General features: G+C 64.5%; 25 protein-coding genes. 15 read left to right on the top strand and 10 right to left on the bottom strand.

Translation table 11 applies throughout. The annotated features are described in order from the left end of the window. Window positions 1-10: 10 nt before the first annotated feature. Window positions 11-298 (bottom strand): acyl carrier protein, encoded by a 288-nt coding sequence (locus JQ621_RS05730; protein ID WP_007592476.1) that lies wholly within the window; start codon window positions 296-298, stop codon window positions 11-13. 249 nt (window positions 299-547) lie between these two features. Further along, entirely contained in the window at window positions 548-892 is a 345-nt protein-coding gene (locus JQ621_RS05725; protein ID WP_212233406.1) for a hypothetical protein, read from the bottom strand. A 294-nt stretch (window positions 893-1,186) separates the two neighbouring features. Between JQ621_RS05725 and JQ621_RS05720 the strand changes: the two genes are divergently transcribed. Further along, window positions 1,187-1,813: a ParB-like protein gene (locus tag JQ621_RS05720; protein ID WP_212233405.1), complete on the top strand. Its 627-nt coding sequence runs from the start codon at window positions 1,187-1,189 to the stop codon at window positions 1,811-1,813. 16 nt (window positions 1,814-1,829) lie between these two features. On the opposite strand, the gene JQ621_RS05715 is transcribed toward JQ621_RS05720, so the two are convergent. Further along, on the bottom strand, window positions 1,830-1,985 hold the full coding sequence (locus tag JQ621_RS05715; RefSeq protein ID WP_212233404.1) for a hypothetical protein: 156 nt from the start codon (window positions 1,983-1,985) through the stop codon (window positions 1,830-1,832). A 278-nt stretch (window positions 1,986-2,263) separates the two neighbouring features. Between JQ621_RS05715 and JQ621_RS05710 the strand changes: the two genes are divergently transcribed. Then, window positions 2,264-2,407: a hypothetical protein gene (locus tag JQ621_RS05710; protein ID WP_212233403.1), complete on the top strand. Its 144-nt coding sequence runs from the start codon at window positions 2,264-2,266 to the stop codon at window positions 2,405-2,407. 18 nt (window positions 2,408-2,425) lie between these two features. Here JQ621_RS05710 and JQ621_RS05705 read toward each other — a convergent pair whose 3' ends face one another. After that, window positions 2,426-2,629, bottom strand: coding sequence for a hypothetical protein (locus JQ621_RS05705; RefSeq protein WP_212233402.1), 204 nt, complete (start codon window positions 2,627-2,629; stop codon window positions 2,426-2,428). Between the two features lie 189 nt (window positions 2,630-2,818). Here JQ621_RS05705 and JQ621_RS05700 point away from each other — a divergent pair, with 189 nt between their 5' ends. After that, complete coding sequence (locus tag JQ621_RS05700; protein ID WP_212233401.1) at window positions 2,819-3,550, top strand: Crp/Fnr family transcriptional regulator; 732 nt, start codon at window positions 2,819-2,821, stop codon at window positions 3,548-3,550. Between the two features lie 36 nt (window positions 3,551-3,586). Here the strand turns inward: JQ621_RS05700 and JQ621_RS05695 are convergent, their stop codons facing one another. Together JQ621_RS05695 and JQ621_RS05690 are read right to left on the bottom strand one after the other, a co-directional pair. Then, the gene (locus JQ621_RS05695; protein WP_212233400.1) at window positions 3,587-4,165 is read right to left on the bottom strand and encodes a peroxidase-related enzyme; all 579 of its coding nucleotides are present in this window, start codon (window positions 4,163-4,165) and stop codon (window positions 3,587-3,589) included. A 209-nt stretch (window positions 4,166-4,374) separates the two neighbouring features. Then, the gene (locus tag JQ621_RS05690) at window positions 4,375-5,967 is read right to left on the bottom strand and encodes an ATP-binding protein (protein ID WP_249124679.1); all 1,593 of its coding nucleotides are present in this window, start codon (window positions 5,965-5,967) and stop codon (window positions 4,375-4,377) included. Between JQ621_RS05690 and JQ621_RS35330 the strand changes: the two genes are divergently transcribed. Continuing rightward, window positions 5,960-6,181 carry a hypothetical protein gene (locus JQ621_RS35330; protein ID WP_249124677.1) on the top strand — a complete coding sequence of 74 codons (222 nt, stop codon included), beginning with the start codon at window positions 5,960-5,962 and terminating at the stop codon, window positions 6,179-6,181. The genes JQ621_RS05690 and JQ621_RS35330 overlap by 8 nt on opposite strands. Before the next feature lie 368 nt (window positions 6,182-6,549). After that, a complete protein-coding gene (locus JQ621_RS05685) occupies window positions 6,550-7,518 on the top strand; it encodes a catechol 2,3-dioxygenase (protein ID WP_212233398.1) in 969 nt (322 codons plus the stop codon). A gap of 13 nt (window positions 7,519-7,531) precedes the next feature. Here the strand turns inward: JQ621_RS05685 and JQ621_RS05680 are convergent, their stop codons facing one another. Beyond that, entirely contained in the window at window positions 7,532-11,044 is a 3,513-nt protein-coding gene (locus tag JQ621_RS05680) for a molybdopterin cofactor-binding domain-containing protein (protein WP_212233397.1), read from the bottom strand. Continuing rightward, window positions 11,044-11,526: a (2Fe-2S)-binding protein gene (locus JQ621_RS05675; RefSeq protein ID WP_212233396.1), complete on the bottom strand. Its 483-nt coding sequence runs from the start codon at window positions 11,524-11,526 to the stop codon at window positions 11,044-11,046. The genes JQ621_RS05680 and JQ621_RS05675 overlap by 1 nt, the downstream gene beginning before the upstream one ends. A 267-nt stretch (window positions 11,527-11,793) precedes the next feature. On the opposite strand from JQ621_RS05675, the gene JQ621_RS05670 reads away from it, so the two are divergent. The 8 genes from JQ621_RS05670 (at window position 11,794) to JQ621_RS05635 (ending at window position 20,058) form a co-directional block, all read left to right on the top strand. After that, the gene (locus tag JQ621_RS05670) at window positions 11,794-13,254 is read left to right on the top strand and encodes a 6-hydroxynicotinate reductase (RefSeq protein WP_212233812.1); all 1,461 of its coding nucleotides are present in this window, start codon (window positions 11,794-11,796) and stop codon (window positions 13,252-13,254) included. After that, window positions 13,251-14,150 (top strand): UPF0280 family protein, encoded by a 900-nt coding sequence (locus tag JQ621_RS05665; protein ID WP_212233395.1) that lies wholly within the window; start codon window positions 13,251-13,253, stop codon window positions 14,148-14,150. The genes JQ621_RS05670 and JQ621_RS05665 overlap by 4 nt, the downstream gene beginning before the upstream one ends. Window positions 14,151-14,165: 15 nt before the next feature. After that, window positions 14,166-14,750: an amino acid synthesis family protein gene (locus JQ621_RS05660; protein ID WP_197965868.1), complete on the top strand. Its 585-nt coding sequence runs from the start codon at window positions 14,166-14,168 to the stop codon at window positions 14,748-14,750. Between the two features lie 33 nt (window positions 14,751-14,783). After that, the gene (locus JQ621_RS05655) at window positions 14,784-15,986 is read left to right on the top strand and encodes an ABC transporter substrate-binding protein (RefSeq protein ID WP_212233394.1); all 1,203 of its coding nucleotides are present in this window, start codon (window positions 14,784-14,786) and stop codon (window positions 15,984-15,986) included. A gap of 211 nt (window positions 15,987-16,197) precedes the next feature. Continuing rightward, complete coding sequence (locus JQ621_RS05650; protein ID WP_212233393.1) at window positions 16,198-18,087, top strand: ABC transporter permease; 1,890 nt, start codon at window positions 16,198-16,200, stop codon at window positions 18,085-18,087. After that, window positions 18,084-18,875 (top strand): ABC transporter ATP-binding protein, encoded by a 792-nt coding sequence (locus JQ621_RS05645; RefSeq protein WP_212233392.1) that lies wholly within the window; start codon window positions 18,084-18,086, stop codon window positions 18,873-18,875. Before JQ621_RS05650 ends, JQ621_RS05645 begins: the two co-directional genes overlap by 4 nt. Further along, a complete protein-coding gene (locus JQ621_RS05640; RefSeq protein WP_212233391.1) occupies window positions 18,872-19,576 on the top strand; it encodes an ABC transporter ATP-binding protein in 705 nt (234 codons plus the stop codon). The genes JQ621_RS05645 and JQ621_RS05640 overlap by 4 nt, the downstream gene beginning before the upstream one ends. A gap of 26 nt (window positions 19,577-19,602) precedes the next feature. Next, entirely contained in the window at window positions 19,603-20,058 is a 456-nt protein-coding gene (locus JQ621_RS05635; protein ID WP_212233390.1) for a MarR family winged helix-turn-helix transcriptional regulator, read from the top strand. Window positions 20,059-20,242: 184 nt separating this feature from the next. Here JQ621_RS05635 and JQ621_RS05630 read toward each other — a convergent pair whose 3' ends face one another. Then, on the bottom strand, window positions 20,243-21,439 hold the full coding sequence (locus JQ621_RS05630) for an amidohydrolase family protein (protein WP_212233389.1): 1,197 nt from the start codon (window positions 21,437-21,439) through the stop codon (window positions 20,243-20,245). A 156-nt stretch (window positions 21,440-21,595) separates the two neighbouring features. Between JQ621_RS05630 and JQ621_RS05625 the strand changes: the two genes are divergently transcribed. After that, window positions 21,596-22,369, top strand: coding sequence for a ferredoxin--NADP reductase (locus JQ621_RS05625; RefSeq protein ID WP_212233388.1), 774 nt, complete (start codon window positions 21,596-21,598; stop codon window positions 22,367-22,369). A 94-nt stretch (window positions 22,370-22,463) separates the two neighbouring features. Further along, window positions 22,464-22,784 carry a hypothetical protein gene (locus tag JQ621_RS05620; RefSeq protein ID WP_212233387.1) on the top strand — a complete coding sequence of 107 codons (321 nt, stop codon included), beginning with the start codon at window positions 22,464-22,466 and terminating at the stop codon, window positions 22,782-22,784. 4 nt (window positions 22,785-22,788) lie between these two features. On the opposite strand, the gene JQ621_RS05615 is transcribed toward JQ621_RS05620, so the two are convergent. Then, window positions 22,789-24,042 (bottom strand): DUF763 domain-containing protein, encoded by a 1,254-nt coding sequence (locus tag JQ621_RS05615; RefSeq protein ID WP_212233386.1) that lies wholly within the window; start codon window positions 24,040-24,042, stop codon window positions 22,789-22,791. Window positions 24,043-24,108: the final 66 nt, after the last annotated feature.

The following is a 24,108-nucleotide window of genomic DNA, read 5'->3' as shown; positions in this document are numbered from 1 at the left end:
GGTCGCCCGATCAGGCGCTCGCGCCCTTGGCGGCAACCAGCTCGTCGATGCGCGCACACAGGTTCTTCAGCACGAAATACTGCTCGGTGGTCGCCTTGCCGTCATTGACTTCCTGGGTCCACTTTTCCAGCGGCAGCTTGATACCGAACTGCTTGTCGATCGCGAACGCGATGTCCAGGAAATCGAGGCTGTCGATGCCGAGGTCATCGATGGCATGGCTATCCGGCGTGATCGTGTCGCGCGGGATGTCGCAGGTTTCAGCGATGATCGTAGCGACCTGATCGAATGTGGAGGACATCACTAAGCCTTTGATATATTGCGGGTATTTGTCAGATATCCCAGAGTGGCACGGTGGGTGGGCATCGCGCCCCTGATGACGCCCTCAAACCCCCCTCTGGACGGGTCGAGAGCCCGTATATCGGAGCGACGCCCTGAGTTCAATGGAGCCGGACAGGGTGAGGAGAAGGCTGGGGATGCCGCCCCCGGGGCGGGATTCTGCCTGACATCGCGTTCCGCCGGCAAGACGTCTTGGGCAGGGCGCGTCTAGCTAGATGTGCGGGGTCGTGATCTTGACGCAGTCCCGGCGGCCCATCAGCACGCAATCCTGGGTCCGCCGCAAATCGGCGATGTTGACGGCGAGCCAGATCCCGATCGCAGTCAGGGCGATGGTAAAGGCGAGCGCCGCGATATTGGCGAGCATGCGATGGCGGAAGTCGTCCGGCTCCTCGCGCGGCTGTTCGTAACGCGACAGGTCGAGTGGCTCCGGCGCCGCCGCATGCAGCTTCTGCACGACGCCGCTGCCCCGATGAACCACCGGAGAGGTCGTCACGCGCGGCCTGAACTGAAGCACCCGGTGCTCGTCGTCCGAGGTTATGGGCCGCTGGGATTTCATGGGGCGGGGATTACTCCGAAGCAGCGATTTTTAGATAGCATAAGGCGACACTAGGGGTGCAGAAAATCTTCTCTGCGCGCACGTGCATTGCGCGTTCGCATTATCTTTCATGGTCGCCGCAAACGATGTTCGAAGCTGGTTGTGATCGCTCTGTCAGGGACGTCCAGGTTGCGCTGCAACATTCGCTTGGACAAGGGCGCCGTCCGCTTCGAACGCATGTTGCCGCCACGAGGCCCATGGCATAATCGGGAACCCGGGATGAGCCGTGGCAACCAACTGAGAGGCCCTTCGATCATGACCCCCAACGCGCGCGAGCCGAGAGTACACCCGGTGCCGATCCTGTCGCTTCGGCCAACGCAGATGACGGTCGGCATGCGCGAGGTCAAGCAGAAGCGCAAGCGCTGGCGCGAGCACGACAAGAAGAAGCAGGCCGATCTGCTCGGCACTCACATGATCCCCGTCGTGTTCGGGCCTGACGGGCGCTACTACGTCATCGACCATCACCATCTCGGCCGCGCGCTGCACGACGAGGGCATCAAGGAGGTGCTGGTCACTGTCGTCGGGGACTTGCGCATGGTCGACCGCGAGGCGTTCTGGGGCGTGATGGACAACAAGCGCTGGGTCTATCCCTACGACAGCAAGGGTGAGCGTCGCCCGTTCCGCGATTTGCCGAAATCGGTCGTCGACCTCAAGGACGATCCGTTCCGCAGCCTCGCCGGCGAGCTCCGCCGCATGGGCGGCTTCGCCAAGGACACCACGCCGTTCTCCGAATTTCTGTGGGCCGATTTCCTGCGCCGGAAAATCTCGCGCAAGGCGGTCGATGCCAATTTCGACAAGGCGATGGAAAAAGCCTTGTCCGCGGCCAAGAGCAAGGATGCGGTCTATCTGCCCGGCTGGTGTGGCCCGGCGGACGACGATTGAGGGGCGGGCGCTCTCATCAGTCACGCTGGAAGATCTTGGCGCCAGGATAAGCACGCCTGGCGTATGTCACGACCAGCGCGCGGTCCTGTGTCGCCAGGAACGGCGTTCGGATCTGGTACGATCCGATGATGAGGTGCCACAAGCCATTGAGCCTTTGGATGATGACTTTCATTTGAGTCGTCCTCGAAGACGCTGCACTCAAGCAACTCCTGCCTGTTGCGGCTGTCTTGCGATTCACGATCGAGCTTGCGGACGTGAAATTCCCTGAACCGTTCGCGGCACCAGCTGCAAGACAGCTGCGACATCTGTTAGTTGGTGACGGCACGCGCCCCGATAAGCCGGACCTCATCACAGCCGCTTGAACGCAATCATTTTCCGCGCCGACGAAACCGTCCTGAAACAGAGCCAGACCACTTATGTTGTGTAGTCGAGCTCAAACAGGAGGCCGAAATGCGCCGTCTGGTTTTCATCATCGCCTTGCTCGCAGTCGCCACGGCAGGAATCTCGGCGTCGTTTGCCGCGGTTCACCAGGCCAGGACCCTGACATTTGAAGAGCGCTTCGCGCCTGCGCTTCCGCTGATGGTCAAGCACTAGCGGTTTCGGGCGTGCGGGCTATTTCGGCTCGTGCTTGTCACGTGCGGAGAGCAGGCGCTCCATCTCCGCGGCGGTCTCGCCGTCGCGGACCTTCTGCAACAGCGCCTGACGCTCGGCGCCGTCCGGGGCGTTCCTGGCGGCCGCGCGGGCATCCTGCGCGAATTTGTTGAGGCGGTCCTGGAGCGACAGGGCCGGACGCGTACGGTTGCGCTTCTTGGTCATGGCTCTTTGGTGGTGGCTTGTTGGTGGTGGATTATTGGTGCTGACTTGGCCTTTCGGTCGCCGAGCCAATCACGCGCCGGCAAGCCGCGTCCTTAACTTTTGTTGGAACCGGGCGCGGCGATTGCGGGTTTTGATCCCAACGGTGCTGCTGCGCCGCAAGTTCCATCGCCACGGCCGGAGCCCAACCAAGTGCCCAGCGACGCCATCCGCGCGGCGCTCATCGAGCGCCTGCGCGTCTCGTCCGCGATCGCGGACGAGGACATCAGTGAAATCGAGGCCTTGCCGATCTCGGTGCGGCAGTTCTCCGCCGAAACGGCGGTGGTGCGCGACGGCGAGCGCGCGACCGACTGCTGCCTGATCGTGGAGGGATTCTGCGCGCGCTCCAAGACGATCGCGAGCGGCAAGCGGCAGATCCTTTCGCTGCACATCCCCGGCGAGATCCCGGACCTCATGAGCCTGTTCCTGCCCGTGATGGATCATGATCTGTCGACGCTGACGCCGGCGACGCTGGGCTTCATCAGCCACGACACGCTGCGAAAGCTGCATCGGCGCAGGCCTGTCGTCGCCGAGATGTTCTGGCGCGATACGCTGATCGACGCTGCCATGTTCCGCGAATGGATCGTCAATGTCGGCCTGCGTCCCGCGCCCGCGCGGCTCGCCCATGTCATGATCGAATTGCGCGAACGCCTGCGGGTCATCGGGCGTGTCGAGGGGGCCAGCTTCGAGATGCCGCTGACCCAGGAGCAGATCGGCGAGGCGCTGGGCATTACCGCCGTGCACGCCAATCGCGTGATCAGGCAGCTTCGCGAGGAGGGCATCGTCGAGCTGCATCGCGGACGCGTCAACGTGCTGGACGAGCCGAAATTTCTGCAGCTGGCGGATTTCGACCGCCGTTCCCTGCACCAGTCCCCGACGCTGTGATCGGGCTATGGTCCCGATCGACAATCTGCGAACGGGTCATTTCCTCGGCAAACGTCCCATCAGATAGAATTCGTCGTTCGGCCGCATGCCGGTGAAATTCGCAAGGCGATTCGACAGGGCGAAGAAGGCCGAGATCGACGCGATATCCCAGATGTCGTCGTCGCTGAAGCCGTGGGGGCCAAGCGCGGCGAAATCTTCCTCGGCGATGCGCTGCGCGTCGGCCGAGATCTTCATGGCGAAATCGAGCATCGCCTTCTCGCGCGGCGTGATGTCGGCCTTGCGGTAATTGATCGCGACCTGGTCGGCGATCACGGGGTTCTTGGCGCGGATGCGCAGGATCGCACCATGGGCGATCACGCAATATTGGCACTGGTTGGCCGCCGAGGTCGTGACCACGATCATCTCGCGCTCGGCCTTGGAGAGACCGCCGTCCTTCTCCATCAACGCGTCGTGATAGGCGAAGAAGGCGCGAAACTCGTCAGGCCGGTAGGCCAGCGTCAGGAACACGTTCGGCACGAACCCGCTTTTTTCCTGCACCGCGAGCAGGCGCGTGCGGATGTCGTCGGGCAGGCTGTCGATGGCGGGTGCGGGAAAACGTGGCGCGGGCTTTGTCATGGGCATGGATGTCCGACTTTTGGGCCGGGAAATCATAGTCGATGCGGGAGGTAGGCTCAATGTGCCGCATACTCGCCGTCATCGCCCGACCCTGACCGGGCGATCCAGTATTCCAGAGACGTCGTGGTTCAACCGAGAAGGCGCTGCGTACTGGATGCACCGGTCAAGCCGGGGCATGACAGCGGAATTTGCGGAAGTGGTGTCTGCTCTTACCGCAGCGGCTTCTTCAAGAGCGAGAAGCGGTCGGGATCGAGGCCCATCGAGGGCTGCAGCATCGGTGTTTCGGCAGGCGCGAGCGTCTTGGCGGGCGGCGCCTGGAACACCGGGTCGTTCGGCACGTCGCGCTGCGAGGTCGCACCACGCCAGCGCTCGAGCACGGCGCCGACGAAATGCAAATCGTGACCGGCAGTGACGGACGGCACGCTCGAAATGGTGGCTTCGCCGCGCGGCAATTGATGCGGCGGCACTTCCTTGAAGCGCAGGCGCGTCGGCAGCGCGACGCCTTCGCCGAACGCCAGCACCTCGCGGGTGCCGAGCGACGGCACGAAAGACAGCAAGTTCGCGGCCGCATCCGACACCGCGGCGCGCAGCAGCGCCTGGTCGCGGTCGTTGGCAAGGCGCATGGTGAACAGCGTGTTGCACTGGGAAATGATCGTGGCGTCGAGCTCGGCCGGGCGCTGCGTGATCAGGCCGAGATAGACACCGTATTTGCGGCCTTCCTTGGCGATGCGCGACACCGCCTTGCGGGTCGGGCCGAAGCCGATATTGCGGTCGGCGGAGGCGTAACGGTGCGCCTCTTCGCAAACGAACAGCATCGGCGAGACGCCGTCGCTCCACAGGCCGAAATCGAAGGCCATGCGGCACAGCACCGATACGACGGAATCGATGACTTCTGCCGGGAAGCCGGCGAGCTGCATCACCGTCATCGGCTTGCCGTTGGCGGGCAGGCGGAACAGATGGCTGATCACCTCGGCCATGGTATCGCCGCCGACATTGGCATTGTCGAACATGAAGGCGTAGCGCGGATCGTTCTTCACCGCTTCGATGCGCGAGATCAGCTTGTGATAGATGATGCGCGAGGAGCGGTTTTCCAGCTTGCCCATGCGCTCGTCGATCAGCGAGACCAGATCGACGAGGCGATACGGCACCGGCGTGTCGACGGTGAAGCCGATCTGCTTGGGGTCGATGCGCTTCAGGCCGAGGCGGTCAGTGTTCTGGTACTGCGTGTAGATGCCCTTGGCGATCGGGATCACTTCCGCAAGAACGTCGAGCTCTTCGGGCACGCCGGCGCGGCCGCCGAACAGCACGTCGACGATTTCCTCGAAATTGAACAGCCAGAACGGCAGCTTCAGGTTTCGCGGGTTGAGCACCAGCGCGCGGTCACCGAAGCAGCGGCCATACTCGTTGTGCACGTCGAGCAGGAAGATGCGCAGATTCGGGCGCGCCTTGAGGATTTCGTTCAGGAGCAGCGACACGCCGGTCGACTTGCCGACGCCGGTCGATCCCAGCACCGCGAAATGCTTGGACAGCATCTCCTCGATATCGACATAGGCAACGACCGAGCGGTCCTGCTGGAGGAAGCCGACATTGATCTGGTCCGACCCGGTCGGCGCATAGATCGTGCGCAGCTCCTGGCTGGTGATCAGGTCGACGGCATCGCCGATGGTCGGATAATTGGTGACGCCGCGCTGGAATTTGGCCTTGTCGGCGGCATTGTGGATTTCGCCGAGCAGGTCGACCGACGCGATCGCGACCAGATTGTCGGTGCTCGAGAGGTTCTCGCAGGATACCTCGGTGATCATTGCAACAATGACCGAACTGGCGCAGCGGATGCTGACGAAGCGGCCGACCGTGGCCCGAACTTCCGAGATCGGCATTTGGCTTGCAGCCAAAAGCCCGACCCGGGCGAGCGATCCGCGTACCGAAATCACGCGTCCAAAGGATGTCACGATGGATGTACCTGAAAAGTCAGACTGTTTCTCCAACTATGCGGGTGGTGGCTGCACAAACTGTTAAATGCCAGGCGCGCGCGCTTCGTTAAATCCGGTACAATTCGGTCAAAGGAATTGGTCCCAATGCATACTTGAGGGCGAAATCGGCGGGAAAACGCCGCTTCGTTGGGCTTTCGAGCCCAAATTCAGTTAGGGAAAATTATACCATCCTGGCAGTCGGTCGGCCATTCCGGAGACGGCGGTCCCTGGCGGGCGTCGGCCTCACTGAAGAGGGCACGCGTTGGTTTGTTGACGGGACCTAATCATTTGTACATTAGTACAAATGAACCTGTGGCCATCAGGATCGCCCCGGAGGCACCCGTTACCATTTGCGCCCCGCGCCCGATCGCGCGATCCGGTGAAGCGGATCGCGACCACGCTTTGGAGGAACCCATGCAGCCCGAACCGATCCTCGATCTTGCCCATCTCGGCCATATGGAACTGCTGACGCCGAAGCCCGACGAGAGCCTGAAATTCTTCGTCGACGTCATGGGGATGACCATCAGCGGGCGGAAGGGCGAGTCGGTCTATCTACGCGGCTGGGACGATTACGAGCGCTATTCGCTCAAGCTGACGGCGTCGAAGACCTCGGGCATGGAGCACATGGCGCTGCGCGCGCGCAGCCAGCAGGCGCTTGAGCGCCGCGTCGCCGCGCTGAAAGGCTCGGGCTTCGATATCGGCTGGATCGATGGCGACATGGGGCAGGGGCCGACGTTCCGCTGCCGCGACCCTGATGGCCACATCGTGGAACTGTACTATGAGACCGAGTGGTATCAGGCGCCGCCGGAGCTGAAGCCCGCGTTGAAGAACCAGGCGCAGCGCTTTCCTGCGCGCGGCGTCAATGTCCGCCGGCTCGACCATCTCAACTGCCTCGCCGTCGATATCAAGGCTAACAGGGAGTTCTTCGAGAACTACCTCGGCTGCCGGCTCACCGAGCAGATCGTGCTGAACGACGGACGCGAGGCCGCGATGTGGCTGACCATGTCGAACAAGAGCTATGACTTTGCCTATTCGCTCGATCATTCCGGCACGCCCGGCCGCTTCCACCACGTCACCTACGCGCTCGACAGCCGCGAGGAGATTCTGCGCGCTGCGGACATCTTCCTGGAGAACGGGGTGCACATCGAGACCGGGCCGCACAAGCATGCGATCCAGCAGACCTTCTTCCTCTATGTCTACGAGCCCGGCGGCAACCGCGTCGAGGTCGCCAACGCCGGCGCGCGCCTCATCCTCGCGCCGGACTGGAAGCCGATCGTGTGGACTGAGGAAGAGCGCAAGAAGGGCCAGGCCTGGGGCCTCAAGACGATCGAGTCGTTCCACACCCACGGTACGCCGCCGGTGGAGATGAAGAAGCACGCGTGATTGCGCGCTTCCTCTAATGCGCTGACGCCCGCACCCTTGCAATCGTCTCCTTTACGCCGGTCCAGGCCGGCTTGTCCGGCGCGAACTGGCTGCGCAGGAAGCCGACGAGCTCCTCGAGCTGCGCGTCGCTCATGCTGCTCCTGAAGGCGGGCATGTAGCCGAGGTCGCTCGATGCGGGCTCGGTGATGCCGTGCAGGATCACCTGCACGAGATTGTCGGATGTCGCGCTGTGCAGATTGCTGTTGAGCGCGAGCGAGGGGCGGCTGCCATACAGCGGCAGGCCGCCGACCTCGTGACAGACGGCGCAGGCGCCCTGATAGAGCCGCGCGCCGGTGGACGAGGCGAGGGTGACCTGCGTTGCGCTTTCGAGCTTCGCCGCGAGCTCCGGCGCGTCGACGGAAGTGTCGTTGAACGAGCCGAGATAGACTGCCATCGCGCGGATGTCCTGATCCGGCAGGGCCTTGAGATCCCGGACGATCGGAGCCATCGGGCCGGCAGCGACGCCGTGATAACGGGAATGGCCGGTGCGCAAATATGCGAACAGCTCGTCCTCGTTCCACGGAATCGGCGCGTGCGAGAGCGAGGTCAGCGGCGGCGCTTCCCAGCCTTCCGCAAAACCGCCGGCGAGATAGGCCTGGCGCCGTTCGGCGCCGAACGCATTGCGCGGCGAATGGCAGGCGCTGCAATGGCCGAGACTCTCGACCAGATACGCGCCGCGATTCCATGCCTCGAATTTGGTGGGATCGGGCTTGAACTCCCGGGTCTGGTGGAACAGCGCATTCCAGCCCGCGAGCAGCGGGCGGATGTTGAACGGGAAGGCGAGCTTATTCGCAGGCGCCGTGGCCCGCACCGCCGGCTGCGCCATCAGGTAAGCGTAGAGCGCCTGCATGTCGGCGTCGCTGGTCTTTGAGAAGTGCGTGTAGGGGAAGGCGGGATAGAGCTGCCGTCCGTCGCGGTGCAAGCCGTCGCGCATGGCGCGCTCGAAGGCGGGATAGGACCAGGCGCCGATGCCGGTCTCAACGTCAGGTGTGATGTTGGTGGAGTAGATCGTGCCGAACGGCGTCTCCAGTGCGCGGCCGCCGGCGTTGCGCGCGCCATTGAGGCTGGTGTGGCATTCCGCGCAATTGCCGAGCACGGCAAGCTGCTCGCCGCGCGCGATGGTCGCGGCCGAATAGACCGATGCGTCGGGCCGCGCGATCGGTGCGATCGCGCGGCCGGGAAGGAACGCTGCGCCGACGCCGATCGCGGCAGTGCAAACGGCTGCAATCGTCGCAAAGATGCCGGCGCGCTTGGCAAACGGATTGTCCCAGATGCGCGATGGCGGCGGCGTTGCGGGCGCGGGGAGGCCTTGCGGTACGGGCGATGTTTCACCGTGCAGCCCCTTCAAGATGCGCTCGGGCGTGAACGGCGGCTCGCGAAAGCGGACGCCGGTGGCGTCGAAGATCGCATTCGCAATCGCCGCTGCGCTGGGGACTGACGCGGACTCACCGACGCCGAGCGGCGGCTGATCCTGACGCGGCAGCATCAAGACGTCGATCTTCGGCACGTCGGGGAACGGAATGATCGGATAGGCGCCCCATTCCCGCGCGGCGACGGCGCCGCGCTCGAATGAGACTTCCTCCATCAGAGCACGGCTGGTCGACTGGATGACGTTGCCGTGGATCTGGTGGCGCACGCCGTCCGGGTTGATCATCAGTCCGGAATCCTGTCCGGCAACCACGCGCGTGACGCTGACATCGCCGGTGGTCTTGTTGACGGCGACGTCGGCGACCCAGGCCGACCATGCCGCGCCATAGCCGGGGAACTTGCTGTGGACATAGAGCGCGTAGGCAAAGCCGCGCCCGTGCACGATTTCGCCGTCCTTCTCGGCGCGGACCGGCCGCGGCGTCCAGCCCGCGCGCTCGGCGACGGCATTGACGAGATCGACGGCGCGCTGGTCCTTGAGATAGCGCAAGCGGTATTCGATGGGATCGATGCCGGCCTCGGTCGCTGCCTCGTCGATGTAGGATTCATGCGCAAAGGTGTTCGGCAGCGCCGAGACGCCACGGAACCAGGATGCGCGCACGATCGGCGCCATGTCATGGGCGACGACGCGCAGGTTGTCGTAATCGTAAGGCGGGATCGCCGTGCGGTCGCCCATCTGCAGCACGGCAGGCTCGGGCGAGATGCGCCCCGTGAGCAGCAGGGCCAGCGTCGGCGCGGCGTTCGAGGGGTAACGCGTGGCGAGATCGTAGCCAACGATTCCGCCATGGGCATCGAGGCCGCCATTGACGTCGATGAGCTGCGCCGTGCCCTTGGGCTCCCACGCGTGCTCCTGCTCGCGCGTGAGCTGCACCCGGACGGGCCGACCGACCGCGCGCGACAGCAGCAGTGCGTCCGCGCTGACGTCGTCCGCGCAGTTGCGGCCATAGCATCCGGCGGCCTCGAGCCTGATAACCTCGACCTCGCTCTCGGGTCGATCGACCAGCAGCGCAAGATCGCTGCGAAGCACGTGCGGATTCTGCGTGCCGGACCAGACGCGGATATTGCCGTCCTGGAAGTCGGCGACCGAGCAGGACGGGCCGATGGATGCGTGCATCTGGTACGGCCACACATAAGTGCGTTGCATGGACTTGGCCGCGCCGGAAATCGCTGCATTCACGTCGCCCTTGTCGATCAGCGTCCGCGGCGTCGAGGGATGGGCGCGCAGCGCGTTCTCGATATCGGCGAGGTCGGTCAGCTTTGGCGTCGGCTTCCAGCTCACCTTGAGCTGCTCGGCCGCGGAAATCGCATTCTCCTCGCGCTCGGCGACCACGCCGATGAAATCACCAATGCGGACGACGGCAACGAGGCCGGGAATATCGCGCACAGAGGCTTCGTCGACCGCGATCAGGCTGGTGCCGACGAACGGGCCGGCATCGACGCCGGAATAGGGCGGGCGCACGACGCGGCCGTGGAGCATGCCGGGCACGCGGATGTCGTGCACGAAAGTCAACTCGCCGGTGGCCTTTGCGGGAAGATCCACGCGCGGCATCGACTGGCCTACGATGGCGTAGTCGCCGACGGCCTTGACCTGCACGTCGTCGTCCAGCTCGAGGCGAATGGTCTCGCCGCCGATCAACTCGCCATAGCTGATGCTGCGATTATGGCCACGCACGAGGCCGTCTTCGATCTTGAGCTCTTCGGCCGTCAGCTCCAGCCGCTCGGCCGCACGCGCGATCAAAAAGTGTCGCGCTTGCGCCGCGGCCCTGCGCAGGGGCACCGCGGTGATCTGGATGGTCTCGCTCGCGATCGTCGCGCCCTGGTTCGGCACCACGGCGGTGTCGCCGAGCACCACAACGACGCGGGCAAAAGAGACATCCAACTCCTCCGCGACGATCTGGCCGAGGGCGGTGCGGATGCCGGTTCCGAGATCCACATGACCGTTATAGGCGGTTACGGACCCGTCCGCCGTGATTCGGATAAAGGTTTCGGATGTGACCTCGTCCACCGTGCGGGCGACGACGAGCGAACCGCGCTCAACTCCGTTCGAAACAGGGGAGGCCATCAGTCACGCGCCTCGGCGAGCTGGCCAGATGCGCGCATCACGGCGCGAATGATCTCCACATGCGTGCCGCAGCGGCAGAGATTGTAGCGGAGCGCCGCCAGCGCTTCCTGTTCAGTCGGTCGCGGATTGATCGCGAGCAGCGCCTTGGTGGTCATGATCATGCCGTTGAGGCAGTAGCCGCATTGCGCGGCCTCCTCCGCGATGAAAGCCTGCTGCACGACGTCAGGCTTTTCGCGCGTGCCGAGCCCTTCGAGCGTCACGATGTCGTGGCCCACGCAGCCGCTCACGGGGATCACGCAAGAGCGTGCGGCCTTGCCATCGATCAGGACAGTGCAGGTGCCGCATTCACCCAAGCCGCAACCATATTTCGGGCCGTTGAGCCCGAGATCGTTGCGTAGCACATAGAGCAGCGGCGTCTGGCGTTCTGCCGTGACGTCCTGGATCCTGCCGTTCACGGTGAGGCGGACCGTTGCTTGCGTCATCCTCGTTTCCAAGCCCAAGATTCTGAGATCGCAAAAATTCCAGATCGCTCGAAATCTACGTCGCGACGATACCGTTTGTACACAAACGTGCAAGCGCCCATGCCGCAGTGCAGCGCAACTGCCCGCTTTGTGGACAAGGCCGGGAGGCAAATGAGGTTTTATTCGGCAGGCACATGTTTTCGCGGGCGCGGCCGCTTGACAGTGTTCGGGACCGCGCGCAACATCGTTCGTATACGAATGATAACCGCAGTGTCCGCCGGCTTTGACATGGTGATGGAAACAACGAGCGCTGCCGCCACCGACAAGATCCGCTGCGATGCCTGTCCGGTGATGTGTTACATCAAGCCGGGCGCGGCCGGCGCCTGCGACCGCTACGCCAACGACGACGGCAAGCTCGTCCGGGTCGATCCGCACATCATTCTCGAGCGCACGGTGTCGCAGGGCGGCAGGCTGGTGCCGTTTGGCAGCAGCGAAGACTGGGACGGCAAGATCGTCCACGAGCCCTCGACCTTCGTCACCGCAATCGGCGCGGGCACGACCTATCCCGACTACAAGCCGGCGCCGTTCATTGTCTCTTCCGAAGTCGACGGCGTCGACATGGTGACCGTCGTCACCGAGGGCATCTTCTCCTATTGCGGCATCAAGGTGAAGATCGACACCGATCGTTATCTCGGACCCGAAACCGCGACCGTGCGCGCGCAGGGCGAGGCGGTCGGTCACGTCACCACCAGCGAATACGGCTCGCAGATGCTGTCGCTCGGCGGCGTGCATCACCTCACCGGCGGTTCGAAGAAAGAGGGCCGCGTCACCTGCGATACGCTGATGGACCTCGCCAACTGCAAGGCGGTGGAGCTGACCATCGACGGCGGCGCGCGCGTCGTGGTGCAGGCGGGCCAGCCGCCGATTGTCAACGGTGCGAAAGAGGAACGCATGCGCGTCGGCTGCGGCTCGGCGACGATCGGCATGTTCGCCAAGCAATGGCACGGCAAGGTCGACGAGGTCGTCGTGGTCGACGATCATATCACCGGCGTCCTCTCGGAGCACCAGGCCGGCAAGCTGCTCGACATCGCCGACACCGGCATCAAGATGAAGGGCCGGCGCTCGACGCCCGGCCGGTATTTCCAGGTTGCCGATCCCGGTACGGGCTGGGGCGGCACCAATATCTCCGATCCGCTGGCCATTCTCGGGCCGTTCGACCCCAAGGAAGCGAGGCCCGGCCTCTCGATGCTGATGGTGTCCACCACTGGCGAGCATTCCTCTTACTATGTGCTCGACGAGGCCTTGAAGCCGGTCGAGACCGAGATGCCTGATGACCTGAAATTCTCGGTTGAGCGCATCCAGGAAAACTGCGAACCGGCGCTGTGCACGGTGCTGTTCATGGCCGGTGCCGGCGGTTCCTTGCGCGCCGGCGTCACCGACAATCCGGTGCGGCTGACGCGCTCGGTGAAGGATGCGCTGACGCGAGTCACCAGCGGCGGTGCGCCGGTCTATGTCTGGCCGGGCGGCGGCATCACCTACATGGTGGACGTGACGCAGATGCCGGCGGGGGCGTTCGGCTATGTGCCGACGCCGGCGCTGGTTGCGCCAATCGAGTTCACGATGAAATTGACCGACTATGCTGCGCTCGGCGGCCACATGGACTACGTGAAGCCGCTCGCCGAGGTGAGGGGCGGCAACGATGTCCGTCAGCTGCCCTGGCAGAACCCGATCCCGGGACCGCGGGCATGACACGGCTTCCGCAAATCGCGTTGCTGTCTGATGGCCGGCGGCTGCATTTGCAGGATGGACCGATTGATTTGATCGTCGAGGCAAGGGGGCGCGCGGACGAGGTGCATGCGGCCTACCAGGCTGCGGCGCGCCGTTTCACGGGTCTGCTTGATGAGCTCTGCGCGGAACTGCCGGAGTTGCGGAGGGCGGCGCTGCCGGCGGCGTGTTCGCTGACGGGCACGGTGGCCCGGCGCATGTATGCGGCCGTTACTCCCTACGCCTGGGATCGCTTCATCACGCCGATGGCCGCGGTGGCGGGCAGCGTGGCCGAGGAAATTCTCGGCGCCATACTTCGTGTCGCGACGCTCGATCAGGCCTACGTCAACAATGGTGGCGACATTGCCCTGCACCTCAGCGCAGGTGAGTATTTCTCGGTGGGGCTGATGGATCGGCCTGATCGCGACGGTGTGATGCGGGCCATGAGGGTCGATGCTGATGATCCCGTGCGCGGCATCGCGACCAGCGGCCGCCACGGCCGCAGCTTTTCGCTCGGCATCGCCGATGCGGTGACCGTGCTGGCGGCGACGGCATCGCAGGCCGATGCCGCGGCGACCGTCATTGCCAACGCCGTCGATCTGCCGGGGCATCCATCGATCGTTCGAAAGCCTGCAAACGAGCTTCAGCCCGACAGCGATCTCGGCGCGCGTCTTGTCACCGGCGACGTAGGTGAATTGTCGCAAGAAGAGATCGCGACCGCGCTCGAATCTGGCGCGGAATGTGCACGGCAATTGCTCGATCGCGGATTGATCGAAGGTGCCGTGCTGCGGCTTTGTGGTGATATGATTGTCATCGGAACCAAGGATATAAGAGAGCAACGATCGCGCCCGCCTGTGCTGGAGAACGCGGTCCATGCCTGAACAGGGAAGCGAGACATGAGCGCGATCATCCGCAAGATCGTCACCGTCGTCGAAGAGACGCAGATGGAGATGGGCCGCCAGGTGTCGCCGCCGACCCGGCGCGCGGCGGCGATTGCCGTGATCGAAAATCCCTTTGCCGGGAAATATGTCGAGGACCTCTCGCCGCTGATCGCGATCGGTGAGGAGCTCGGCGAGCTGCTGTCGAAGCGCGCGGTGGCTGCGCTCGGCATCGACGGCGCCAAGGCGCAGAGCTACGGCAAGGCCGCGGCCGTCGGCGAGAACGGCGAGCTCGAACATGCCGCCGCCATTCTTCACCCCAAGATGGGCGCGCCGGTGCGGAAAGTCCTGACCAAGGGCGCGGCACTGATCCCGTCATCGAAGAAGCGCAGCGGTCCCGGCACGACGCTGGACATTCCGCTCGGCCACAAGGACGCGGCCTTCGTGCGCAGCCACTTTGACGGCATGGAAGTTCAGATCAACGACGCGCCGCGTGCCAATGAGATCATGGTTGCGGTCGCCGTCACCGACAGCGGACGCCCGCTGCCTCGCGTCGGCGGGCTCACGGTTGCCGAGATCAAGGGCGAAGACGGTTTGAGATAAAAGACGCTAGAGAGTTCAAAACTGGAGGTTGGGATGCGAGCAAGAAACAGTTTCGTCGGCGCGGCCTTTGCGCTTCTGGCTGCCGGTATGGGCCATTCGGCCCTGGCCGAGGACATCAAGATCGGCGAGATCAACAGCTACTCGCTGCTGCCGTCCTTCACCGAGCCCTATCGCAAGGGCTGGCAGCTCGCCGTTGAAGAGATCAACGCGTCAGGTGGCATCAACGGCAAGAAGCTCGTGGTCGTCTCCAAGGATGACGGCGGCAAGCCGGCGGATGCCCAGACGGCGGCCAACGAGCTCGTGTCGAGCGAGGGCGTGGCGATGCTGACGGGCACGTTCCTGTCCAACATTGGTCTCGCGGTCTCCGACTTCGCCAACCAGAAGAAGGTGTTCTTCCTCGCGGCCGAGCCGCTGACGGACGCCGTGACCTGGGCGAAGGGCAACAAGTACACCTTCCGCCTGCGTCCTTCCAACTACATGCAGGCCGCGATGCTGGTCGAAGCCGCCAGCAAGCTGCCGGCCAAACGCTGGGCGACGATCGCGCCGAACTACGAATACGGCCAGTCGGCGGTTGCGGTGTTCAAGAAGCTGATGTCGGAGAAGCGTCCTGACATCCAGTGGGTCGATGAGCAGTGGCCGCCCCAGGGCAAGATCGATGCGGGCCCGGTGGTGCAGGCGGTGGCGCAGGCCAACCCGGAAGCGATCCTGAACGTCACCTTCGGTCCCGACCTCGTCAAGCTCGTGCGTGAAGGCAATACCCGCGGCCTGTTCAAGGGCCGCGAGGTCGTGTCGTTCCTGACCGGCGAGCCTGAATATCTCGATCCACTCAAGGAGGAGACGCCCGAGGGCTGGATCGTCACCGGCTATCCCTGGTACTCGATCAAAACGCCCGAGCACGACGCGTTCCTGAAGGCCTACCAGGCCAAGTACAACGACTATCCGCGCCTCGGCTCGATCGTCGGCTACCAGACCATCAAGGCGGCTGCGGCGATCCTGGCCAAGGCCGGCTCGACCGACACCGACAAGATGATCGCGGCGGCTGAAGGCCTCTCGATGCCGTCGCCGTTCGGCGAGATCACCTTCCGCAAGATCGACCACCAGTCCACCCTCGGCGCCTTCGTCGGCAAGACCGCGCAGAAGGACGGCAAGGGTGTGATGGTGGACACGTCCTACAAGAAGGGCTCGGACTACCTGCCTAGCGATGCCGAAGTCGAGAAGCTGCGGCCGAAGGAGTAATCGCGGTGTCGTAGGGTGGGTTGGCCAAGCAGATGCGCAAAGCGCATCTGCTTGGCGTAACCCACCACGGTCTGCACCCGCTGAACCAGAAGAGGTGGGTTACGCCCGGCGAACTTCGCTTCGCGAAGTCGCAAGGCTAACCCACCCTACGAAGCTATCTCTCCCCGCAAGAGAGGGGATAGGTGAAATTCAGATCCAACCCGGACCGCCGATGGCCTTTTATGTCGTACAGTTTCTGACCGGTCTTGCCAGCGCAGCGTCGCTGTTCCTGGTGGCCTCGGGCCTGTCGATCATCTTTGGCGTGACGCGGATCGTCAATTTCGCGCATGGCGCCTTCTACATGATCGGCGCCTATATCGCCTTCACGCTGACCGAGCGCTTCTCCGGCGCGTTCGGCTTCTGGGGCGGGGTGCTCGCGGCGGCGCTGGCCGTGGCGCTGATCGGCGTCCTCGTCGAGATGGTGCTGCTGCGGCGCATCTATCACGCGCCCGAACTGTTCCAGCTGCTCGGCACGTTTGGCCTCACGCTGATGGTCGAGGATCTCGTCGTGCTGATCTGGGGCCCCGACGATCTCGTCGGCCGCCGCGCGCCCGGCTTCAAGGGGGCGGTCGATTTCTTCGGCCAGAACATTCCGAGCTACGATTTGTTCCTGATCGCGCTCGGGCCAGTCGTGCTCGGCATTCTCTGGCTGCTGTTCCAGCGGACACGCTGGGGCGTGCTGGTGCGCGCAGCCACGCAGGACCGCGACATGGTCGCAGCGCTCGGGGTGAACCAGAAATGGCTGTTCACGTCAGTGTTCGCGGTCGGTGTCTTCCTCGCCGCCCTCGGCGGCGCGCTCCAGATCCCCCGGGATGCCGTCCATCACGCCATGGATCTGCGTATCATCGTCGAGGTCTTCGTTGTCGTCGTGATCGGCGGGCTCGGCAGCATCGTCGGCGCGTTCGTCGCGGCGGTGCTGGTTTCCGAGCTCAACGCTTTCGGCATCCTCATTTTCCCGAAGATTTCCATCATCCTGGTCTTCCTGGTGATGGCTGTGGTGCTGATCGTTCGCCCGTGGGGCCTGTTCGGCAAGCCGGAGGCGGCGGCGCGCAAGACGCCCGGCCTCACGGTCAATCCCTGGCGGCCGCTCACGTCCAACGAGCGGCTCGCGTCGCTGGCAGCGTTTGTCGTCGCGGCAATGCTGCCGTTGTTCGCCGGCAATTACGCGCTGACGGTCGGTTCAGAGATCGCGATCTTCGTGATCTTCGCGGTGAGCCTGCACTTCCTGATGTCGGTCGGCGGGCTCGCGTCCTTCGGCCACGCCGCCTATTTCGGCCTCGGCGCCTATGGCGTCGCGTTCCTCGCCAAGATGGCGGGGCTGCCGATGATCGTCTGCCTGCTGCTCGGGCCGCTGCTGGGCTGCATGGGCGCCGCGATATTCGGCTTCTTTGCCGTGCAGCTCTCGGGCGTCTACTTCGCGATGCTGACGCTTGCATTCGCGCAGATCGTCTGGTCGATCGCGTTCCAGTGGGTGAGCGTGACAGGCGGCGACAATGGCATTTTGGGTGTCTGGCCCGCGAGCTGGGCGGCGAGCCCGTCGCATTTCTACTGGCTCGCGCTCGGCGTTGCGGCGCTCGTCACCATTGCGCTGCGCATCGCGGTGTTCTCGCCGTTCGGCTACGCGCTGCGCGCCACACGCGACTCGCTGTTGCGCAGCGAGGCCGTGGGTATCGACGCCAAGCGCGTCCAGTGGACGGCCTTCGTCATCGCGGGGACCACCGCCGGTATCGGCGGCGCGCTGTTCGCCTATCTCAAGGGCAGCGTCTTCCCTGACAATCTCGGCATATCGCTGTCGGTCGATGCGCTGGTCATGGTGCTGCTCGGCGGCGTCGAGACCGTGTCGGGCGCCGTGATCGGCGCCATCGTCTACAAGGCTTTGAACATCTGGCTGGTGAGCCAGACCGATTTGTCGAAACTCGTGCTCGGCGGCTTCATCGTGCTGATCGTCGTCGTCTTCCCCAAGGGCATCGTCGGCATGCTGGAGATGCTCGCACAACGTCGCAGGAAGTCCTCGCCACCGGGATCATCCCTGCTCGCCAAGCCGATCGAGTCTGCCGAATGAGCCTCGCACCCCCACTTCTCGCGGTCGAAGGCCTGACCAAATCCTACGGTGGCATCCACGCCGTGCGCGGCGTCTCGTTCTCGCTTCGCGCTGGCGAGATCCTGGCGTTGATCGGTCCGAACGGCGCGGGAAAAAGCACCTGCTTCGACATGCTCAACGGCCAGAACCGGCCTGACTCTGGCCATGTCCGCCTGCTCGGCGAGGAGACCACCGGCAAGAAGCCGCGCGACATCTGGCGCATGGGCGTCGGGCGTACGTTCCAGATCACGGCGACGTTCGCCACCATGACCGTGCGCGAGAACGTGCAGGTCGCGCTGATCTCGCATGGCAAGCAGCTGTTCAATCTCTGGGGCTCGGCGCCCGACGTCGACCGTGGCGAGGCCGGGCGGCTGCTCGAGCTGGTCGGCATGGGCGGCTACGCGGACCGTCCCTGCGGCGAGCTTGCCTATGGCGATCTCAAGCGGCTCGAGCTTGCGGTCGCGCTCGCCAATGATCCCAAGCTGCTCCTGATGGATGAGCCGACCGCCGGCATGGCGCCGCGCGAGCGCGTCGAACTGATGCGGCTCACGGCGCAGATCGCCAAGGAAAAGTCGATCGGCGTGCTCTTCACCGAGCACGACATGGACGTCGTGTTCGAGCACGCCGACCGCATCATCGTGCTGAACCGGGGGACGTTGATCGCCGAGGGCTCGCCGGCAGAGGTGCGCGGCAATCCGCAAGTGCAGGCGGTCTATCTCGGCGAGGGGCTGCTTTACGAGGGCGGGCATCGCGAAGGAGCCTCGGCATGAAGCTCACGGTGCAGGACCTCAACAGTCATTACGGCCCCGCGCACATCCTGTTCGATATCGGCTTCGAGGTCGGCGAGGGCGAAGTGGTGGCGCTGCTCGGCCGCAACGGCGCCGGCAAGTCGACCACGTTCCGCTCGATCGTCGGCCTCGTCGCGCAGCGCACCGGCCGGATCACGTTCGAGGGCAAGGACGTCTCGGCCAGGCCGACGCACGAGATCGTGCGCGAGGGGCTCGGCTACGTGCCGGAGGAGCGACGCATTTTCACGGACCTGACAGTCGAAGAAAATCTCGAAGTCGGCCGCCAGCCGAAGCGGCCGAATGCGCCTCACTGGAATTGCGACAAGCTGTTCACGCTGTTTCCAAACCTGGGTGAGATGAAGAACCGTCCCGGCGGCCGCATGAGCGGCGGCGAGCAGCAGATGCTCACCATCGCGCGTACGCTGATGGGCAATCCATCGCTGGTGCTGCTCGACGAGCCCTCGGAAGGCCTGTCGCCGAAGATCGTGGAGCAGATGGTCGAGGCCATCCTGACTATGAAGAAGGAAGGCGTCAGCATCGTCGTCTCCGAGCAGAATTTGCATTTTGCGCGGCTGATCTCCGATCGCGCCTATATCATCGAGCGCGGCCGCATCTGCTTCGGCGGGACGATGGCCGAGCTCGACGCGCGTCCGGATATCCGCGACGCGCATCTGTCGTTGTGAGGGCAAAAGGGAAGGCGGCGAGCGGAATGGCGAGAAGCGTCACGGCGAAGAAGGGCGTCAAACCGACGAAGCCGCCTTACGTGCTCGACGAGCAGGTCGGATTCATCCTGCGCCAGGTCTGGCAGCGCCACAGCTCGATCTTCTCCCGCGACATCGGCACCAACCTCACGCCGACGCAGTGGGCGGCGCTGTCGAAGCTCGCCGAGACCGGGCCGTGCTCGCAGAACCAGCTTGGACGGCTGACGGCGATGGACGTCGCCACCATCAAGGGCGTGATCGACCGGCTCACGGCGCGCGGCCTGACCGAGACGAGCCAGGATCCCGAGGACGGACGGCGCCTGTTGGTGAGCCTGACGCGCGCCGGTCAGCAGCTTGCGGAGAAGCTCGCGCCGAACGCGATCGCGATCACGCGGGAAACCCTCGCGCCGCTCGATGCCAAGGAGCGCGAGCTGCTGATGGCGCTGCTCAATAAGCTGAGGTGAATCCCAATCTTTCACCGTCACCCTGAGGTGCGAGTGGCGCGATGCAAAGCATCGCGCCGGGAGCCTCGAAGGGCGGACGGCCCGGCTGCATCATCTCGGCCGTTCATCCTTCGAGGCTCGCACACGGCGCGCTTGCGCCGTGCACTCGCACCTCGGGATGACGGGTCGGGTGCTTACGTCGCCATCACTTTGCCACCACCTCAGGCACTCTCCCAGCCGGCGGCGTATTCCGGCTGCGCTGGGTGCGCACGATGCCGTCGATGATGGTCATGCCGATGCCGGGGAGGTCGCCGAGCTGGACGCTCTCCAAAATGGTCTTGCCGGGCGAGTGCTGCGCCTTGTCCATGATGACGAAGTCGGCGGAGCGGCCCACTTCAATGAGGCCGCAATCGAGCGCGCGCATCCGCGCGGTGTTGCCGGTGGCGAGACAGAATGCGATCTCGGCCGGCAAATCGCCGAGCGAGGACAGCATCGAAACCATGCGCAAGATGCCGAGCGGCTGCACGCCGGAGCCGGCGGGCGCGTCGGTGCCGAGGATGACGCGATGCAGATCGCCCATCTCGCGCGCAGTGCGCAGCGTGAACAGCGCCGAGCGCTCATTGCCGTTGTGCACGAGCTCCAGGCCACGCTTGCAGCCCTCGCAGATGCAGCGGATCTGATCGTCGGGCAGGGCGGTGTGGCCGCCGTTGATGTGGCCGACCACGTCAGTGTCGGCTTCCAGCACGACGTCCTTGTCGATCAGGCCCGAACCGGGAATCGAGGGACCACCGGTGTGGATCGTGCTCTGGATGCCGTATTTGCGGGCCCAGCCGACCATCCTGCGTGCGGTAGGACCATCCTTGACGCCGCCGAGGCCGACTTCGCCGAGCAGCTTGACGCCGGCCGCGGCCAGCTCCTTGAAATCCTCCTCGACCATCTCGCATTCGATCACGGGCGCACCGGCATGAACTTTCACGCCGCCGGGCCGCAGATTCCAGAAGGCGCGCTGGGCGAAGATCGCCATGGCCTTCAGGCCGACGACGTCGCGCGGACGTCCGGGCATGTGAACTTCGCCGGCGGAAATCATCGTGGTGACGCCGCCATGCAGGTTGCTGTCGATCCAGCCGATCTGGTTCTGCCGCGGCGTCCAGTCGCCCGCGACGGGGTGGACGTGGCTGTCGATCAGGCCTGGCGCGACGGTGGTGCCGTTGGCCTCGACGATGGTGGTCGCATCGTCCGTATTGAGGTCCTTGAAGCGGCCGATCGCGGCGATCTTGCCGTTCTCGGCGACGATGGTGTCGCCGTCCAGGATCGGCTTTTCCAGGGCGCCGGACAGGATCAGGCCGATGTTCCGGATCACGAGCTTCGAGGGTCCGGCGGCCTGGGGGGCGTCATGCGCCATGGAAGGGGCTCCTTATTCCTAACTGCAACGCTTCCGATCTTGGGCAGCCTTGACCGCGGGATCAAGCGGGATTATTCATTAGTATACGAATGATCGTGTACAAACGACGCATGGCTGCCGGCCTCGGAACGCTGATGACGCGACAGGGAAGCTGAGATGAGCAATTTCAATCAGGAAAGCGTCTTGAGCGTCCACCACTGGACCGACACGCTGTTCTCCTTCAAGACCACCCGCAGCCCGACCTTCCGTTTCCGTAACGGCGAGTTCACCATGATCGGCCTCAAGGTCGGCGAGAAGCCGCTGCTGCGGGCCTACAGCGTCGCCAGCGCCAATTACGAGGACACCCTCGAATTCTTCTCGATCAAGGTGCCGGACGGTCCGCTGACGTCGCGGCTCCAGCATTTGAAGGAAGGCGACGAGATCATCGTCAGCCGCAAGGCCACCGGCACGCTGGTGATCGATAATCTCGAAGCGGGGCGCAACCTCTATCTGATCGGCACCGGCACGGGCCTCGCGCCGTTCCTGAGCGTGATCAAGGACCCCGAGACCTACGAGCGCTTCGAGAAGGTGGTGCTGCTTCACGGCTGCCGTCACGTCAAGGAGCTCGCCTATGGCGAGATGATCACCGAGCACTTGCCGAAGGACGAGATGCTCGGCGCGTACATCCAGAACCAGCTGATCTACTACCCGACCGTGACCCGCGATCCGTTCCGCAATCGCGGCCGCATCACCGACCTCATCACCTCAGGCAAGCTGTTCGCCGATATCGGTCTGCCGGGAATCGAAGCCGCTCACGACCGCGTCATGATCTGCGGCAGCCCGGCATTGGTCACTGACACCCGCGTCCTCCTCGGCGAGCGCGGTTTTGTCGAAGGCAATCACGGCGAGCCGGCCCAGTTCGTGGTCGAAAAGGCGTTTGCCGAGCGGTAAGCGCGGAATTGATCGCGATTTGGCCGAGGGGCGGGCGTTGCCCCGCCGATTCGGCGCGCGATACACTGTGGGAGCGAATCAGCGGAGTTCCCACATGGTTGCGGACAGCGACAGCAACATCGCCTGGCACCGGGTCCAGTTGAAGAAGAACCGCGCCGCGTTGAAGGCGCTCGAAACCGCCCGCTTCACGATGGGTGAGATCGCGACCTCGAAGCGCAACGGCCAGACCCAGAAGGCTCTCGCGGACCTCAAGCGCAAGATCGCGCAGTCCGAGCGCGTGATTGGCGATCACGATAAGCGCACGCGCCGTCCGCTCGGCACCGACCTGCAAAGCCTGAGCAATGGCAGCTGGAGCCACTGGGACGCCTACACGCAGCAGCGCAAGGCGGGCCCGCGCTCGCCGGGGCGCGGGTGAGGGATCAGGATCCCGTCAGCTTCTTCGACGCAATGAGATCGCGTTCCCAGCCGAACACCGAACGGCCGTCGAGGTCCGGAGATGCGGCACGTTCGGTCTCAATGAACGATTCCACTGAAGGCCCTTGCGCGGTGCGCTCGAGCCGCCGCGCCTGGTCGTCGAGGCGCTTGATCGCCTGCATCTCTTCGTCGCGTCCGAGTCTGGCGTTCTGGATCGCGCCCTTCAGGACGCGAATGGTCTCGTCATAGACCTTGATCGGAACGGGATAGGGATGCCGATCCTTGCCGCCATGGGCGAGCGAGAAGCGCGCCGGATCCTTGAAGCGGTACGGCGCCCCGTGTACGACCTCCGCGACCATCGCGAGCGAGCGCACGGTGCGTGCCCCGACGCCGGGCGTCAGCAGCAGCTCCGGAAAATCGACCGGGCCGCGTTCGGCGGCGGCGGCCAGTGTGCCGTGCAGGCGGCGCGCGAACACGTCTTTCGGCCGGACGTCATGATGCGCGGGCATGATCAGATGCGGCAGCATGGCTTGCGCGGGTTCGCCCGCAGTCCCGTTGAGCCGCTCGAACTCGGCGAGGATGCGGTCGGGGCCGAGGTCCGAGAGCAACTCGAGTTGCGCCGTGCGCGAGACGTCGGCGCGCTGGTCGGTGAGATTGACGATCTCGCCCTGCTGCGGGCCGTCGATCGCGCTGTGCGGCGCCTCGACAAAACTCTTCAGCGACTCGGAATGCCAGTGATAGCGGCGGGCCTGACGCTTGTCGCCGTTCATGCCCTGCTGCACCACTGTCCACTTGCCGTCCGCGGTGACGAAGAAGCCGTGGAGGTAGAGATCAAAGCCGTCCTGCACGGCGGCGCTGTCGACCTTTGCAACAAGGCGGCTGGCGCGCGTCAACTTCGCGCCGTCAAAACCGACGCGATTCCCGAGCTGCATCAGCTCGTCCGGTGTCTTGCGCGAATGCTGGCCGCGGCCGCCGCAGACATAGATGCCGAGCTCGTCCTGCAGCGGACCGAGCCCGCGCTTCAGCGCGCCGATCACGGACGTGGTAATGCCCGACGAGTGCCAGTCCATCCCCATCACGGCGCCGAACGACTGGAACCAGAACGGATGCGACAGCCGCTGCATGAAGGCATCGCGTCCATAGTGAAGCACGATCGCCTGCGTCACGATCGCGCCGAGCGACGCCATACGGCTCGCGAGCCACGGCGGAACCCGCCCGGTGTGGAGAGGAAGATCGGCGCTGCCCGTTCGTCTGGTCATGAGTGCCTCAAACTAGCGCAATCCGCCGACGGTTGCACCAGCGGAATGCTGCGTTGCACCAGACGA

This window comes from Bradyrhizobium manausense (assembly GCF_018129685.1).
GTDB classification, from domain to species: Bacteria; Pseudomonadota; Alphaproteobacteria; order Rhizobiales; family Xanthobacteraceae; genus Bradyrhizobium; species Bradyrhizobium manausense_D.
Note: the sequence above shows the minus strand (reverse complement) of the source record. Positions and strands in the feature narration are given on the sequence as shown.

Excerpts from the sequence above, each read along its gene's own strand:
- JQ621_RS05730 (WP_007592476.1), bottom strand. The coding sequence starts at position 298 with ATGTCCTCCACATTCGATCAGGTCGCTACGATCATCGCTGAAACCTGC.
- JQ621_RS05725 (WP_212233406.1), bottom strand. The coding sequence starts at position 892 with ATGAAATCCCAGCGGCCCATAACCTCGGACGACGAGCACCGGGTGCTT.
- JQ621_RS05720 (WP_212233405.1), top strand. The coding sequence starts at position 1,187 with ATGACCCCCAACGCGCGCGAGCCGAGAGTACACCCGGTGCCGATCCTG.
- JQ621_RS05715 (WP_212233404.1), bottom strand. The coding sequence starts at position 1,985 with ATGAAAGTCATCATCCAAAGGCTCAATGGCTTGTGGCACCTCATCATC.
- JQ621_RS05710 (WP_212233403.1), top strand. The coding sequence starts at position 2,264 with ATGCGCCGTCTGGTTTTCATCATCGCCTTGCTCGCAGTCGCCACGGCA.
- JQ621_RS05705 (WP_212233402.1), bottom strand. The coding sequence starts at position 2,629 with ATGACCAAGAAGCGCAACCGTACGCGTCCGGCCCTGTCGCTCCAGGAC.
- JQ621_RS05695 (WP_212233400.1), bottom strand. The coding sequence starts at position 4,165 with ATGACAAAGCCCGCGCCACGTTTTCCCGCACCCGCCATCGACAGCCTG.
- JQ621_RS05690 (WP_249124679.1), bottom strand. The coding sequence starts at position 5,967 with ATGATCACCGAGGTATCCTGCGAGAACCTCTCGAGCACCGACAATCTG.
- JQ621_RS05685 (WP_212233398.1), top strand. The coding sequence starts at position 6,550 with ATGCAGCCCGAACCGATCCTCGATCTTGCCCATCTCGGCCATATGGAA.
- JQ621_RS05680 (WP_212233397.1), bottom strand. The coding sequence starts at position 11,044 with ATGGCCTCCCCTGTTTCGAACGGAGTTGAGCGCGGTTCGCTCGTCGTC.
- JQ621_RS05675 (WP_212233396.1), bottom strand. The coding sequence starts at position 11,526 with ATGACGCAAGCAACGGTCCGCCTCACCGTGAACGGCAGGATCCAGGAC.
- JQ621_RS05670 (WP_212233812.1), top strand. The coding sequence starts at position 11,794 with ATGGTGATGGAAACAACGAGCGCTGCCGCCACCGACAAGATCCGCTGC.
- JQ621_RS05665 (WP_212233395.1), top strand. The coding sequence starts at position 13,251 with ATGACACGGCTTCCGCAAATCGCGTTGCTGTCTGATGGCCGGCGGCTG.
- JQ621_RS05660 (WP_197965868.1), top strand. The coding sequence starts at position 14,166 with ATGAGCGCGATCATCCGCAAGATCGTCACCGTCGTCGAAGAGACGCAG.
- JQ621_RS05655 (WP_212233394.1), top strand. The coding sequence starts at position 14,784 with ATGCGAGCAAGAAACAGTTTCGTCGGCGCGGCCTTTGCGCTTCTGGCT.
- JQ621_RS05650 (WP_212233393.1), top strand. The coding sequence starts at position 16,198 with ATGGCCTTTTATGTCGTACAGTTTCTGACCGGTCTTGCCAGCGCAGCG.
- JQ621_RS05645 (WP_212233392.1), top strand. The coding sequence starts at position 18,084 with ATGAGCCTCGCACCCCCACTTCTCGCGGTCGAAGGCCTGACCAAATCC.
- JQ621_RS05640 (WP_212233391.1), top strand. The coding sequence starts at position 18,872 with ATGAAGCTCACGGTGCAGGACCTCAACAGTCATTACGGCCCCGCGCAC.
- JQ621_RS05635 (WP_212233390.1), top strand. The coding sequence starts at position 19,603 with ATGGCGAGAAGCGTCACGGCGAAGAAGGGCGTCAAACCGACGAAGCCG.
- JQ621_RS05630 (WP_212233389.1), bottom strand. The coding sequence starts at position 21,439 with ATGGCGCATGACGCCCCCCAGGCCGCCGGACCCTCGAAGCTCGTGATC.
- JQ621_RS05625 (WP_212233388.1), top strand. The coding sequence starts at position 21,596 with ATGAGCAATTTCAATCAGGAAAGCGTCTTGAGCGTCCACCACTGGACC.
- JQ621_RS05620 (WP_212233387.1), top strand. The coding sequence starts at position 22,464 with ATGGTTGCGGACAGCGACAGCAACATCGCCTGGCACCGGGTCCAGTTG.
- JQ621_RS05615 (WP_212233386.1), bottom strand. The coding sequence starts at position 24,042 with ATGACCAGACGAACGGGCAGCGCCGATCTTCCTCTCCACACCGGGCGG.